15 protein-coding genes are annotated in these 13,292 nt (G+C 32.0%); 9 read left to right on the top strand and 6 right to left on the bottom strand.

Going from position 1 to position 13,292, the window contains the following annotated elements; translation table 11 throughout:
* Positions 1-209: 209 nt before the first annotated feature.
* On the bottom strand, positions 210-848 hold the full coding sequence (locus tag IDG66_RS11465) for a hypothetical protein (RefSeq protein WP_000184234.1): 639 nt from the start codon (positions 846-848) through the stop codon (positions 210-212).
* Positions 849-1,055: 207 nt separating this feature from the next.
* Here IDG66_RS11465 and IDG66_RS11460 point away from each other — a divergent pair, with 207 nt between their 5' ends.
* Complete coding sequence (locus tag IDG66_RS11460) at positions 1,056-1,976, top strand: alpha/beta hydrolase fold domain-containing protein (RefSeq protein WP_000620869.1); 921 nt, start codon at positions 1,056-1,058, stop codon at positions 1,974-1,976.
* Positions 1,977-2,083: 107 nt separating this feature from the next.
* Here IDG66_RS11460 and IDG66_RS11455 read toward each other — a convergent pair whose 3' ends face one another.
* Complete coding sequence (locus tag IDG66_RS11455; RefSeq protein WP_000128656.1) at positions 2,084-2,503, bottom strand: hypothetical protein; 420 nt, start codon at positions 2,501-2,503, stop codon at positions 2,084-2,086.
* Positions 2,500-2,991: a thioesterase family protein gene (locus IDG66_RS11450; protein WP_000234727.1), complete on the bottom strand. Its 492-nt coding sequence runs from the start codon at positions 2,989-2,991 to the stop codon at positions 2,500-2,502. Before IDG66_RS11450 ends, IDG66_RS11455 begins: the two co-directional genes overlap by 4 nt.
* A 96-nt stretch (positions 2,992-3,087) precedes the next feature.
* Here IDG66_RS11450 and corA point away from each other — a divergent pair, with 96 nt between their 5' ends.
* Both corA and fni read left to right on the top strand, forming a co-directional pair.
* Complete coding sequence (corA, locus tag IDG66_RS11445; RefSeq protein ID WP_001185431.1) at positions 3,088-4,035, top strand: magnesium/cobalt transporter CorA; 948 nt, start codon at positions 3,088-3,090, stop codon at positions 4,033-4,035.
* 30 nt (positions 4,036-4,065) lie between these two features.
* Entirely contained in the window at positions 4,066-5,115 is a 1,050-nt protein-coding gene (fni, locus tag IDG66_RS11440) for a type 2 isopentenyl-diphosphate Delta-isomerase (RefSeq protein ID WP_001279387.1), read from the top strand.
* A gap of 47 nt (positions 5,116-5,162) precedes the next feature.
* On the opposite strand, the gene gltS is transcribed toward fni, so the two are convergent.
* Both gltS and IDG66_RS11430 read right to left on the bottom strand, forming a co-directional pair.
* Positions 5,163-6,371 (bottom strand): sodium/glutamate symporter, encoded by a 1,209-nt coding sequence (gltS, locus tag IDG66_RS11435; protein WP_000571578.1) that lies wholly within the window; start codon positions 6,369-6,371, stop codon positions 5,163-5,165.
* A gap of 336 nt (positions 6,372-6,707) precedes the next feature.
* A complete protein-coding gene (locus tag IDG66_RS11430) occupies positions 6,708-7,316 on the bottom strand; it encodes a DNA-3-methyladenine glycosylase (protein WP_000348300.1) in 609 nt (202 codons plus the stop codon).
* A gap of 398 nt (positions 7,317-7,714) precedes the next feature.
* Between IDG66_RS11430 and IDG66_RS11425 the strand changes: the two genes are divergently transcribed.
* The 6 genes from IDG66_RS11425 (at position 7,715) to IDG66_RS11400 (ending at position 12,283) form a co-directional block, all read left to right on the top strand.
* Positions 7,715-8,335, top strand: coding sequence for a DUF805 domain-containing protein (locus IDG66_RS11425; protein WP_000436820.1), 621 nt, complete (start codon positions 7,715-7,717; stop codon positions 8,333-8,335).
* A 230-nt stretch (positions 8,336-8,565) separates the two neighbouring features.
* On the top strand, positions 8,566-9,465 hold the full coding sequence (locus tag IDG66_RS11420) for an ABC transporter ATP-binding protein (RefSeq protein ID WP_000524830.1): 900 nt from the start codon (positions 8,566-8,568) through the stop codon (positions 9,463-9,465).
* A complete protein-coding gene (locus tag IDG66_RS11415; protein WP_000548705.1) occupies positions 9,458-10,690 on the top strand; it encodes an ABC transporter permease in 1,233 nt (410 codons plus the stop codon). Before IDG66_RS11420 ends, IDG66_RS11415 begins: the two co-directional genes overlap by 8 nt.
* Complete coding sequence (locus IDG66_RS11410) at positions 10,674-10,859, top strand: hypothetical protein (RefSeq protein WP_001789152.1); 186 nt, start codon at positions 10,674-10,676, stop codon at positions 10,857-10,859. The genes IDG66_RS11415 and IDG66_RS11410 overlap by 17 nt, the downstream gene beginning before the upstream one ends.
* 48 nt (positions 10,860-10,907) lie before the next feature.
* Positions 10,908-11,234, top strand: coding sequence for a YnfA family protein (locus IDG66_RS11405; protein WP_000966695.1), 327 nt, complete (start codon positions 10,908-10,910; stop codon positions 11,232-11,234).
* Positions 11,235-11,263: 29 nt separating this feature from the next.
* Positions 11,264-12,283, top strand: coding sequence for an aldose epimerase family protein (locus IDG66_RS11400; protein ID WP_000634696.1), 1,020 nt, complete (start codon positions 11,264-11,266; stop codon positions 12,281-12,283).
* 235 nt (positions 12,284-12,518) lie between these two features.
* On the opposite strand, the gene IDG66_RS11395 is transcribed toward IDG66_RS11400, so the two are convergent.
* On the bottom strand, positions 12,519-13,172 hold the full coding sequence (locus tag IDG66_RS11395) for an MOSC domain-containing protein (RefSeq protein ID WP_000623450.1): 654 nt from the start codon (positions 13,170-13,172) through the stop codon (positions 12,519-12,521).
* Positions 13,173-13,292: the final 120 nt, after the last annotated feature.

Here is a 13,292-nt window from a genome sequence, read left to right as displayed (position 1 = left end):
TTATGTTGTGGGGACATGATTTTTAAAGTATCGGTGCCAAATATGGTTATCGATACTTTTTTTATTTGTTGATTTGTAGAATGTTAGAGGAATTATATTAAAATTTGGCATTGACGTAGTAGGTCATTAATAAAGAAAAAGCAGGAAGTGGGTCAACGAAATGAATTTTGTGAAAATAACATTTCTGTCCCAATCCCTACTATATAACATTATTTTAAACGGGGCATGCGATTACGGAAGAATAAGCTTATAACAAGTAAACCGATGCTACAGCCCAGTAAAATGATGCCGTTATGAATAGCGTCAGCTTCTGTAATCACTTGATCTGGTGGTACATTTAAATAATATTTTTTTAAAGCATCTGCAATTTCTTGTGCGAGTGCTTTAATAATATAACTGAAATACAATGTAATGACTAACATAATTGTTAACACTAAAATATTTACTACTTTTAGAACTGTGCGATTAAATACAATTGTCAGTATTGTTATGACTAGGCTAACGATACATAAAATAAAGAAACCGTTAAAGACTAAAATTAAGCGATCGATTCCTTGTTGTAAATCATTGATATTACCCAAATTAATATTTAATTGATGCATTTTTCCAATTGTCTCGTTAAAATTTTTAATGCCATCAAAATCTACAGATTCTTTGGTGAAGACAATATTAAAAATGGGTTGTTTCCACATGCTGTATCCAGCGATTGCGGTTAATATAACAACAATGATTTGAATAATCATGCTTACCAATGAACGTTTTTTCTTACCATATCGCTTACCACGATGAATATTCGATTGTTGAAATGTCTCATCAAATGGTTCTAATCGTTGATTTGGATTTGTCATGCAAGGTACCTCCGTATAAAGTTCTTTTCTTTACTTATCAATATGTCTAGTTGTCTGTTATAATGATGAAAAATCACTGTTCAATTGTAGTCTTAAATTTGAAAGTGAAAAAGAAAATATCTTCTACATTATATACTTTTTTTGGCAAAGAATGTAGGGGATAGACAATCATTGGATACATAAAATATATAAAGGTAGGTTAAGACATTGATTAGAAACCGTGTTATGAATAGCGTTGTCAATAAATATTTGCTTCACAATCGCTCGATTATGTTTAAAAATGATCAAGATGTTGAAAGATTTTTTTATAAAAGAGAAATTGAAAATAGAAAAAAACATAAGCAGCCTTCAACATTAAATGTTAAAGCAAATTTAGAAAAATTATCATTAGATGATATGCAAGTCTTTCGCTTTAATTTCAGACATCAAATTGATAAGAAAATTTTATATATTCACGGTGGATTCAATGCACTACAACCATCACCGTTCCATTGGAGATTGTTGGATAAAATCACTTTAAGTACATTATATGAGGTTGTACTGCCTATCTATCCAAAGACACCAGAGTTTCATATTGACGATACTTTCCAAGCGATACAACGTGTTTATGATCAATTAGTATCTGAAGTAGGACCTCAAAATGTCGTAGTCATGGGTGATGGTTCAGGTGGTGCACTGGCATTATCCTTTGTACAATCTCTTTTAGATAATCAACAGCCATTACCGAATAAATTGTATTTAATCTCACCAATTTTAGATGCAACACTATCTAATAAAGATATTTCGGACGCCTTAATCGAACAAGATGCGGTTCTAAGTCAGTTTGGTGTCAATGAGATTATGAAAAAATGGGCGAATGGCCTACCATTAACAGATAAGCGCATATCGCCAATTAATGGCACAATAGAAGGATTGCCACCAGTTTATATGTTTGGTGGTGGACGTGAAATGACACATCCTGATATGAAGCTATTTGAACAAATGATGTTGCAACATCATCAATACATTGAGTTTTATGATTATCCTAAGATGGTACATGATTTTCCAATTTATCCAATTAGACAATCACATAAAGCTATTAAACAAATTGCCAAATCGATAGATGATGATGTAACACAAAATAACTAATAACATATAAATGACCCAGTTACGATTTCATGCAAGATGATATTTGACATGAAATCGTAATTGGGTTTTGTTTTTGAAAATATAGCAAGGGTTATATAGACTAATTGTTAATGAGCTTCTGAGTGAAAATCACCAATAAGTGTATTGATATGTGTGATGATAAAGTATTGCCCTTTAATTTGATAAAATTGATCTAAAAAATTATCGAATTGACGTGGAATATCACTAAGTTCTGCAAAGTTAGCTGTTTTATCATAATTGCGATGAGCAACCTCATTTTGAAATTTATCATAATGTTCTAGGAAATGTTGATCTTCAAGCTGTTGTTCCACAATAGTCATAATATTATCGATGGCTTGCTTTTGTCCTTGAACATAAGCCATATGCACGCCACGCTTAAGTAGCTGATTTGCTGGTCCGTTAATGTATAACCCTTTTTGTGCATTTAATTCTGTTAATTCAAACTTAACATCATCTAATAAATCTAGTAATTCGATATGAATCTTTTGTTGTAATGCATCTGTCATTTTAATGCTCCTTTGTGTGGAATTGCTATTTTATGTCCTAATTGTTCAGGCCAAGTGATAGTTGGTTGATTTTTATAATAGTGTGCTATTTGTGTTGAAAATGATTCAGGAAAAGCATCAGAACGACGTGTGTGCTGATTAATTCCCATCATCATTACTTCATTTGTTGATGCTAGTGTACCATCTTCTTTAGTTAATGTTAAAAATAAATGCAACCGCTTATAATCGTAATCATAAATATATAAAGTAACAGTAAATACATCGCCAAGAGACAATTCTGAGAGGTATGTCGTATGTTCTTCTAGTGTAAATAGCGTATATGCTAAATTTTCGCGTTCTTTTAAAGAAAGACCGTGGCTGTAATTAAAACGATTCACGACGTCACTAAAAATGATATTATAATTTGCATCATGCATATGATTGTTATGGTCAATGAATTCAGATGTTACGGTTTGAGTATGTGTAAAAAGTTGTTTGATAATAACCATCTCCTTAGTGACTATCATACTAAAATAAATTAAGACATACACGTTATTTAATTCATGATAAAATAATAGAGAATTCGTTATTTAGGGGGAGTATCGATGGCTTTAAAGATACGGTATCAAACTACATATGAACCGTTTAAAGTAGTTGATGATATCAAAGAGATACCAAAAGATGCGACTATTGTTTGGTATGATTTTGATGAACCGAATGAACAAGAAAATGAATGGTTTAAAGCACATTTTAATTTTAATGATTTAGAAGTGGATGATGCAATTAACGGTATGCCACGAGCTAAATATAAATCTTATAAAGATTATCAATACTTAGTATTCCATAGTATTATGGGGTCAAACTATTCACCAATAGCACTAAATATTTTTATACAAGACAATGTATTAGTAACATATCATCATCAAACGTTGGAATCATTAAATAAAGTAGTCTATAAGTATATGAATACATTAGATGCAGAATTAGATTGTGCAGATGTCGTCATATTAATTTTAGATATGATGGTTGATAAATATTTCAACTTTGTATATGCACTTGAAGATAGTGTTTATCATTTTGAAGACCGCCATGTAGATGATCGCTTTAATAAAATGGTCATGGATAGTGTCTTTAAGTTACGTTCGGATTTGATTAAAGTAAAACGTGTACTGTTTCCTATGCAAGAGCTAATTGATACAATGAAACAAAATGGTGATTTGATTATAGATAATAAACATTCGCTATACATTCAACATATCGATGACCACTTGATTAAGCAACGTAATATCATTCGTACTGCTCAAGAAATGACAAACGAAATACGAGAAAATTTTGAGTCATACACGTCATTTAGAATGAATAGTATTATGCAAGTATTAACGTTAGTATCAGTTATATTTTCACCGTTAACATTCATAGCTGGGATTTATGGTATGAACTTTGTAAATATGCCGGCATTACATTTACATTATGGATATTATATTTGCTTAGCTGTAATGTTTGTTATAGCTGTCGTATTAATCATCTTTTTCAGACGTAAAAAATGGTTTTAAATTAGAAATGACGAAAAGGTAGGTTTAATCATGAGTGATTTTCAAAGAGAACAGAGAAAAAATGAACATGTTGAAATAGCAATGGCTCAATCTGACGCAATGTATTCAGATTTTGATAAGATGCGTTTTGTGCATCATTCTATCCCATCAATTAATGTAAATGATATCGATTTGACATCACAGACGCCTGACTTAACGATGGCATATCCGGTTTATATTAATGCAATGACGGGTGGTAGCGAGTGGACGAAAAACATCAATGAAAAGCTAGCTGTAGTTGCAAGAGAAACTGGCTTAGCGATGGCAGTTGGATCAACACATGCGGCATTGAGAAATCCACGCATGGCTGAGACGTTTACGATTGCGCGAAAAATGAATCCTGAAGGCATGATTTTTAGCAATGTTGGTGCGGACGTACCAGTAGAAAAGGCTTTGGAAGCAGTTGAATTACTTGAGGCACAAGCGTTACAAATCCATGTTAATTCTCCTCAAGAATTAGTTATGCCTGAAGGGAATCGTGAATTTGTGACTTGGTTAGATAATATAGCGTCGATTGTATCACGAGTGTCTGTTCCAGTCATTATAAAAGAAGTTGGATTTGGTATGAGCAAAGAATTAATGCATGACTTACAACAAATAGGCGTCAAGTATGTCGATGTTAGTGGCAAAGGTGGTACTAACTTTGTAGATATTGAAAATGAACGTCGTGCAAATAAAGATATGGATTACTTATCATCATGGGGACAGTCTACAGTTGAGTCATTACTTGAAACAACGGCTTATCAAAGCGAAATTTCAGTTTTCGCGAGTGGTGGTTTACGTACACCACTCGATGCAATTAAAAGTTTAGCACTTGGTGCAAAGGCAACTGGTATGTCTCGTCCGTTTTTAAATCAAGTTGAAAATAATGGCATTGCACATACAGTAGCTTATGTAGAATCATTTATTGAACACATGAAATCAATAATGACGATGTTAGATGCTAAAAATATTGACGACTTAACACAAAAACAAATCGTATTTAGTCCGGAAATATTGTCATGGATAGAACAACGTAGCTTGAATATACATCGAGGATAAATAAAAGAGGAGGCGAAGACCTCCTCTTTTATTTATGAGTTTGATGTTTAACTAAACCATTGAATGAATCCCATAATGACTATAACACCAATTAAATCGATTAAGAATGCACCAACAATAGGTACAACTAAATATGCTTTAGGTGAGTTACCATATTTTTTAGTAATAACATCTAAATTTGCCATGGCATTTGGCGTTGCACCAAGCCCATGCCCGATAAAACCACCTACCATTACTGCAGCATCATAATCTTTTCCTAAACCTCTAAATAAAATTAAAACAGCAAATAAAATCATAACGACAACTTGAACTAAAACAATAATAATAAGAGGTATAGCAAGTTTATAAATTTCGATTAATTGAATGCTCATTAGCGCAAGAGATAAGAAAATACCTAATGCGACATCGCCAATTTGATTAGTAATTTTTAAATCTACAATATTAAAATTAAAACTTTCAGAGATATTTCGGACAATAACAGCTACAAATAATGAGCCAACGTAAATTGGAACATTAATCCCTGTTTGAGATGTAAACAAATGACTGAAATAACTTCCAACTGCCATACAGAATACAACGATTGTAAATTGAATGAAGAATACTTCAGTGGCATTAAATTTACTATGTAAATGTTCGTTATATGCTACTTGGCTATAATCTTTAAATGTATCGTCACTATGTTGAGGCTTTAAGTTATAACGTTTGATTAAAAATTTTACAACTGGACCACCGATAAGCCCTCCAAATACAAGACCTAAAGTTGCAGCTGCAAGAGCCGCTGTCAGTGCCGAATCAATACCTAAATCTTGAATTGTCTTACCATAAGCAGCAGCATTACCATGACCGCCTTCCATAGACATGGAACCTGCTGTTAATCCTAACAAAGGTTTAATATTTAATACTTTTGCTAGTGATACACCAACTATGTTTTGAATGACTGAAATGATAGCACAAAACATAAAGTATAATAGCAAGAGTTTGCCACCTAATTTAAATAATTTCAATGATGCACCAAGACCGATTGTCGTAAAGAATGCTAACATGAAGAAATCTTGAATGAATGAAGCATCTAATTTAATCTTAACCATGCCAAATGAATCCAAAGCCGCAACTAAAATAGCAAAGATTAAGCCGCCAATCACTGGTGCTGGTATACAAATACGTTTTAAAAAATTAACGTGATTAACGATAGCCTTACCAAGTAAATAAAGGATACAAGCTAAACATAATGTTGTAATTGCATTAAGTTCTATCATTTTCAAATCCCCCTTGTTGAATATCCCTCTCCCTAAATAAGCTTTTATATGTAAGCGTTATAAAAGGGCGCTTTTAACATTATACATGCAACAAATCAATATTTCTAGTTTTTGAAAATAATATCAATAATATTAATGCATCTAAATTTAATAATTATAAATAATTCTATTGTTATATTTTATAATTAAGAACAAGTTCAATAAGAGGAGATGAATCAAAAAATATGATGGATACAAAGAAAAACAATCAACCCATCCGCATGTTGACGGCACGATTGATTGACTTATAAGGAGATAGATTTCATTTTCATGATAGTAATCAATGAAAGATGGCATTTATTTCCAAGTATCTTCGGGAAACATACAATCTGATTTACGCATGCGAGACACAAATGGATTACCTTTCACTGTGTAACGTAAAGATTTATGTGTCCAATCACCTTTATTTGGAATACCGATTCGTGGACTAGCAATAATATCTTTAGGATATTTACGATTCTTAGTATCAATAGACAATCTACAGTCATTTAACGTAGCGCCATCGATAGCCCGTGGAATGTTAAATGCCTTAGTCCATTTTCCTGGGCCATTCGTTACCTCGTAGCCTTTCTTACCTCTGTTACGGAACATAGCGGATAAACCTTCTTCTGGTTCAATTGCGCGTATAAGTACGCCTTCAGGTATACCTTCAGATTTTGTTACAAAATTAATGAGTAAATGCGTATGCATGACATGTGCATAAATTGTACCACCACGTTTATATAATGACGTGACTTTAGGTGTTATTTTACCGCCATAGCCATGAGCCGCACGATCATTCAAACCTAAGTAAGCTTCCGTTTCCACGATGTAGCCTGTATACGTTTGAGTGGTATCCTGATAAATCACTTTGACACCTAATAAGTTTTTAGCAATTTGTCTTGTATCATTATTAACGAAATCCATAATATTCTCCTCGCAATTATATGATTAAATTAAATAAAAATGATAAAGATATTTTTATTGTGGTAAATGTTTGATAAAATAGTATTGTTAAGAATTATAAAAATGTAAAGTATATACTTTGTTATGGAATATTTTATTTGCAGAGATTGAGACTCTTTTAAACGTGAACATTGCAGTGTGACATATTTTTAGTATAGTTAACGAAGCGTTGACTTTCAAATGAGTCTCCATATAGATGTGTACTTGTAGCGGGTTTTCATTTTACTAGTGATGAAATATAAAGTTCATTTTCCAAAGTGATTGACGATTGAAATGAAGTGGCTTGATAATGAATCTTGTAAATTATAACGGTAACAATAATTAAAAATATAAATATGATTAACGAAAGGGAGATTACAATGGAACAATTACCTCAAGTAGGTTTTATGAAATCATTCGTATTATTTTGGAAAAATTATGTAAATTTTAAGGGGAGATCAAGACGTAGTGAATATTGGTATATGGCACTATGGCATTTGATACTTATGGTTCCAGCTGTGTGTGTGCTAATAATAAACCTATTTCTATTCTTTATTTCTATAGCGGCAGATAACGAAACATTAATAGTTATGAGTATATTGATGATTATCCTTACATCTGTGTATACTTTTGTCTATAGTTTGGCAACGTTTATTCCAAATTTAGCGTTGTGCGTTCGAAGATTTCACGATATATCAAGAACAATGTTATTTCCAATGATTATGACAGTATTCAGTATTATATTTTATATAGTATTACAGATTATCGATAGTTATTATGACAGTGATTTTACATTAATGCCGATGGGTCTTAATATTTTGTTAGTACTTCTTTATTTTGTTTATTTAGGCCTAACAATTGTTATGATAGTATTCCTATGCTTTGACAGTAAGCCGGCAAATAAATATGGCGAAAGCCCAAAATACCCGTCTACAATTAAAAATCAACCAGTGACATCTGAAACACCGAAAACACCGGAAGAAACAGATAATCAATTGTAATGATATAAATATCTCGGCACAATGATGCTGGGATATTTTTTTACAAATAAGGCAATAAAGATATGGGAAATGCGTATCTAGCGCTAATGATACTTAACATGCAAAGAAGATACTATTTAAATATTTCAATTTCAGAAATTTTAAAAATAAATTCACTTTAAAAATATTGCATTTATAGAGAATAGAAATGTTATATTAAGATAAATACATATTTTTTTAGGAGGCAAAGTATGGGACTTGTAATTGAACATGTTACGAAACGTTTTGGCAAGATGACGGCAGTAAATGATATTTCATTAGAGTTAGAATCAGGCAAAATGTTAGGTTTTCTAGGAAGAAATGGTGCAGGTAAAACAACGACATTTCGTATGATTTTAGGCTTAAGTGAACCAACTGAAGGACACATTACGTATAACGGTAAAAAACTAGATAAAACAATGTACAATCGTATTGGTTATTTACCGGAAGAACGCGGTTTACATGGGAAATTGACAGTTGAAGAAGAATTGAAATATTTGGCAACTTTAAAGGGAATGTCAAAAACAGAAATACAACAGCAAATATCGTATTGGCTTGAGCGTTTTGATATTACTGAAAACCGCAAAAAACGAATTGATAGTCTATCAAAAGGGAATCAACAAAAAATTCAGCTGTTAGCAAGTATGTTACATAAACCAGAATTACTAATATTAGATGAGCCTTTCAGTGGTCTAGACCCAGTTAATGTTGAGTTATTAAAAGAAGCAGTTAAAGACTTAAATGATTGGGGCAGTACAATCGTTTATAGTTCTCACCGTATGGAGCATGTTGAAGAATTATGTGATGATGTTTGTATTTTAGATAAAGGTCAACTTGTTGTTTCTGGTGATATCAATCATGTACGTGCATCTAATGGTAACAAGAAAGTTGTCATTGAATCAGAAACAACACTACCAGATTTAACAAACATTAGAGGCATCATTCATAGTGAAAACATGAAGCAAGGTCTTCAGTTGACGATTGAGAATGAAGACGTAGCCAAAGATATTTATCAAGTTGTGGCACATCAAGGTTATGTTAAACGATTCCAAGTTGTAGAACCATCATTACAAGATATATTCATTGAGAAGGTTGGTGGCAAGGATGCATAAGTTTTGGGCGACATTTACTTTGACATATATCAAAAAAATTAAAGCTAAATCATTTGTAATTTTTATGATTATTATTGCTGCCTTAATGATTGGCCTATCTAACATTGATAAGATTATTAACATGTTTGATGATGGTCCAGATAAAATTGGTGTAGCAGCACCGAATGAACAAATCTATAAGGTTTTCAAGCAACAGGCGAATACATTTCATAGTGATGCTAAGTTTACTAAAGTTTCTATAGAAGATGCTGAAAAAGAAGTAAAAAAACATAAACTTGATAAAGCTTATATTATCAAGGTGAATCAAAATCGCACGTTACAAGGGACAATCATTAGTGAGAAGCGAGTAAGTCATGAAGATTCACAAAAAGTACAAGCACTGCTTACAGCTATTCAAACAAATATGGTAGCCGGGGAATTAAATATCAACAAAGAAGACTTACAAAAATTACAAGCACAAAGTAAAGTTGATAATAAGGTGATTTCTAATGATGAAGTCGATAAAGTATCAGAAGGACAAAAGATTTTCAACTATGCTTTAGCTTATGGCATTATCTTTCTAATGTTCTTTATTGTTTTAAATTATGCATCTCAAATAGCTATGGAAATTGCTAGTGAGAAAACATCGCGTGTCATTGAAATGATTATTACAAGTATTTCACCAATCCAACATATTTTTGCTAAAATTTTAGGCGTTATAGCAGTTGCCGTGACTCAGATTATTTTAATTGTATTGATGGCAGTTATATGCATTTTTGCCTTTGACTTAAAAGACTTGCTACAAGGTTTTAACGTGGAAATGAATCAATTGTCTTGGCAAATTATTATTGTCGGAATTATAAGTAGTATTGTTGGAATTATGGCGTATGTATTACTTGCAGCCATCCTCGGATCATTAACATCTAGAATAGAAGATTTAAATCAATCTTTGATGCCACTGACATTACTTGGTATGATTGCATTTTATATCGCGATATTCACGATAAATAATCCTGATGGGCGACTTGCTTTAATCACAAGTTATATTCCGTTTTTAGCGCCATTTCAATTAGTTGTACGCGCTCAAACTTCAGGGCTTCAAATATATGAGGTCATCTTAAGTTCTTTAATCTCAATTGTAATGGTAGCTGTCTTGATATGGATTGCAATTAAAACATATAAAGATTCAGTACTTACATTTGAACGTGGCTTATTTAATTCAATGAAACGTGTATTTAAAAAATAAAATTGATGAGAGTGACACACATTTATCATATAAAATGATGATGAAAGCGTGTTACTCTTATTTTTTTATATTTAGCTATAGAATAATGTCTAAAAAAGTGTACAATATGAATGTGAAAACGAACTTTTTAAAATGGGAATGTGAAGTAAGAAGAAATGTAAACAAATGATATGTAGCCGATAGATTATTGGTAGCAAATGTGTGATGGAGTGATTTCATGTTATATCCGATTTTTATATTTATATTAGCTGGCTTATGTGAAATAGGTGGGGGATACCTGATTTGGCTGTGGCTTAGGGAAGGACAGTCTTCACTTGTTGGGCTAATAGGCGGTGCGATACTCATGTTATATGGTGTCATTGCGACATTTCAATCATTTCCATCATTCGGAAGAGTATATGCAGCATATGGTGGCGTATTTATCATCATGAGTTTGATTTTTGCGATGGTCGTAGATAAACAAATGCCAGATAAATATGATGTTATCGGTGCAATCATTTGTATTGTAGGTGTTTTAGTAATGTTGCTACCCAGCAGAGCTTGAACACTTGTGGTTAGAAGGGAGAAGTAAAAATGATAGTTGAAGTTGAGCACCAAAGACAAAGTGTAGATTTAATCAAAATTGATAATGATGAAACTAAAATTATTTTTACGAATTATGGAGCAAGAGTAGTGTCTTGGAAATATCATGATAATAATATTGTTCTTGGAAATGTTGTTGAAGCGGATGAATTTTATCATAGTAATCCTTTTAAATTTGGTGCTTCTATAGGAAGATATAGCGGTAGAATTGATAATGCTAAATTTAAGTTGAAAGGTAAAGAATATCAGTTAGAAAAAAACAACGGCGAACATCATTTACATGGTGGATGTCATGGTTTGGACAATAAGTTATTTGATTATGAAATTAGAAATGAAATTGCTCAAATTAAAGTGATATTTAAGACGGTGTTGAAATCAGCTGATGATCATTTCCCGGGTGATATCGATGTGACGATTACACATATTTATGATGCGGATCACCAATGGTCGATTGAATACGAAGCAGTTGCATCAGAAGACACATTGTTTAGTCCTACGAATCATGTGTACTTCAATTTGAATCGAGATAATAATGTCGTTGATAATCATCGCATTTCAAGTAATCAATTAGATATGTATGTATTAGATGAGCGAAATATTGTTACAGGTGATATTCTAGATTTACATGAAGTGTTTGAAGATAACAAGATAAAATTGAGTGATATTTTTACATCACAACATGCGCAATTAAGCCAACAAATGACACGTTTTGGTGGTCTCGATCACCCATTTACAGTTGGTGAACATAAAATGTATGTTGAAAATCATGAATTTATGTTAGAGGTCGATACAGATATGCCTCATGTTGTGTTCTTTACTTTTAACCAGCCTGATGAGTGGGATAGTCCATTTAATATTTATAAACCACATTCTGGCTTTACATTAGAAACACAATTTTTACCAAATGATATTAATTTATATGGTGAAAAAGCACCGTCAATTTTAAAAGCTGGTGAAGTGTTCAATTCGAAAACAAGTTTCCGTATCGAAGAAAAAGTAGAAAATGATTAAAAGTATCGGCATTTATATAATATTTATGTTATTTGGCGGAATTTTGAATAGGTTATCAAGAATCGTATCAAATGAAGTGACATCATTAATATACAGTTTGAAATAAAGAAAATATATAACATAAAAAAGGAATCAATAGCATCAGTGGTTATAGATAAGACTATTATACAAACGATGTGTAAGTTGATTCCTTTTTGTTTTGAAAAGTTCATTTAACACTTATAATGAAAGGTAATTATTTCAATGTTCTGTTATACATTTTTTGAAGTTTATCGCGTCTTGTTGGTGACAGAAATGGATTGTTTAGTGCATATCGTAACATATCTTGATTTTGTCTATCATTATAATAAAGTTCATTAAGCTGTTGTACAGATAAACGATGTTCGATTGGTGCTTCTTGTATTAAGTAAAGCTGATCATTTGGAGATACATAGCCTTGTTTTAATACCCGGAAATAGAAACCTGTTTTACCAGATGTAGACATGCGCTTCACTAAATCAGGAATATTATATTTTGCTTGAATTTTCCAGCATGGTTCTCTAATTTCAGAAACCTCAATTAACGCTTCACCTAAACGATATTGATTACCAAAGTAAACATCAGATTCGTCTAAATAATCAAATGTTAAATTCTCTCCAAACATCGCATGAATAGGTAGTGTAGGTAAATCATCTTGATACAGTGCATAATTATGCTTACTAAACCCACAAACTGCTTTATGTGGTCCACCATGATCTTTATAAGCCTGTTCATCACCAGTGAAACCAGTTGAAGATAACCATGTTGTTTGTGAAATCTTAGTTTTATCTAAAGCAGAGCGCATCGGTCTTTTCGAGCTATAAGGCAAATCTTGGATTTTTCCTGTCGAAATTGCGTGAATTGATATCATATCATTCTCCTTAACGAGTATTATTTAAAATATATTGTACTATAAAACATTTTTAGAATTGTAAATTCTGATTGATATGTTTAAAAAAATGTTAGAAATAAGGGTATGTTAATTTATACG

Source organism: Staphylococcus sp. EG-SA-18, assembly GCF_017151825.1.
GTDB lineage: Bacteria > Bacillota > Bacilli > Staphylococcales > Staphylococcaceae > Staphylococcus > Staphylococcus aureus.
The sequence above is the reverse complement of the archived record's forward strand: the minus strand, read 5'-3'. Positions and strand labels throughout refer to the sequence as shown.

Coding starts and splice junctions, on each gene's coding strand:
- IDG66_RS11465 (WP_000184234.1), bottom strand. CDS start 848: ATGACAAATCCAAATCAACGATTAGAACCATTTGATGAGACATTTCAA.
- IDG66_RS11455 (WP_000128656.1), bottom strand. CDS start 2,503: ATGACAGATGCATTACAACAAAAGATTCATATCGAATTACTAGATTTA.
- IDG66_RS11450 (WP_000234727.1), bottom strand. CDS start 2,991: ATGGTTATTATCAAACAACTTTTTACACATACTCAAACCGTAACATCT.
- corA (WP_001185431.1), top strand. CDS start 3,088: ATGGCTTTAAAGATACGGTATCAAACTACATATGAACCGTTTAAAGTA.
- fni (WP_001279387.1), top strand. CDS start 4,066: ATGAGTGATTTTCAAAGAGAACAGAGAAAAAATGAACATGTTGAAATA.
- gltS (WP_000571578.1), bottom strand. CDS start 6,371: ATGATAGAACTTAATGCAATTACAACATTATGTTTAGCTTGTATCCTT.
- IDG66_RS11430 (WP_000348300.1), bottom strand. CDS start 7,316: ATGGATTTCGTTAATAATGATACAAGACAAATTGCTAAAAACTTATTA.
- IDG66_RS11425 (WP_000436820.1), top strand. CDS start 7,715: ATGGAACAATTACCTCAAGTAGGTTTTATGAAATCATTCGTATTATTT.
- IDG66_RS11420 (WP_000524830.1), top strand. CDS start 8,566: ATGGGACTTGTAATTGAACATGTTACGAAACGTTTTGGCAAGATGACG.
- IDG66_RS11415 (WP_000548705.1), top strand. CDS start 9,458: ATGCATAAGTTTTGGGCGACATTTACTTTGACATATATCAAAAAAATT.
- IDG66_RS11405 (WP_000966695.1), top strand. CDS start 10,908: ATGTTATATCCGATTTTTATATTTATATTAGCTGGCTTATGTGAAATA.
- IDG66_RS11400 (WP_000634696.1), top strand. CDS start 11,264: ATGATAGTTGAAGTTGAGCACCAAAGACAAAGTGTAGATTTAATCAAA.
- IDG66_RS11395 (WP_000623450.1), bottom strand. CDS start 13,172: ATGATATCAATTCACGCAATTTCGACAGGAAAAATCCAAGATTTGCCT.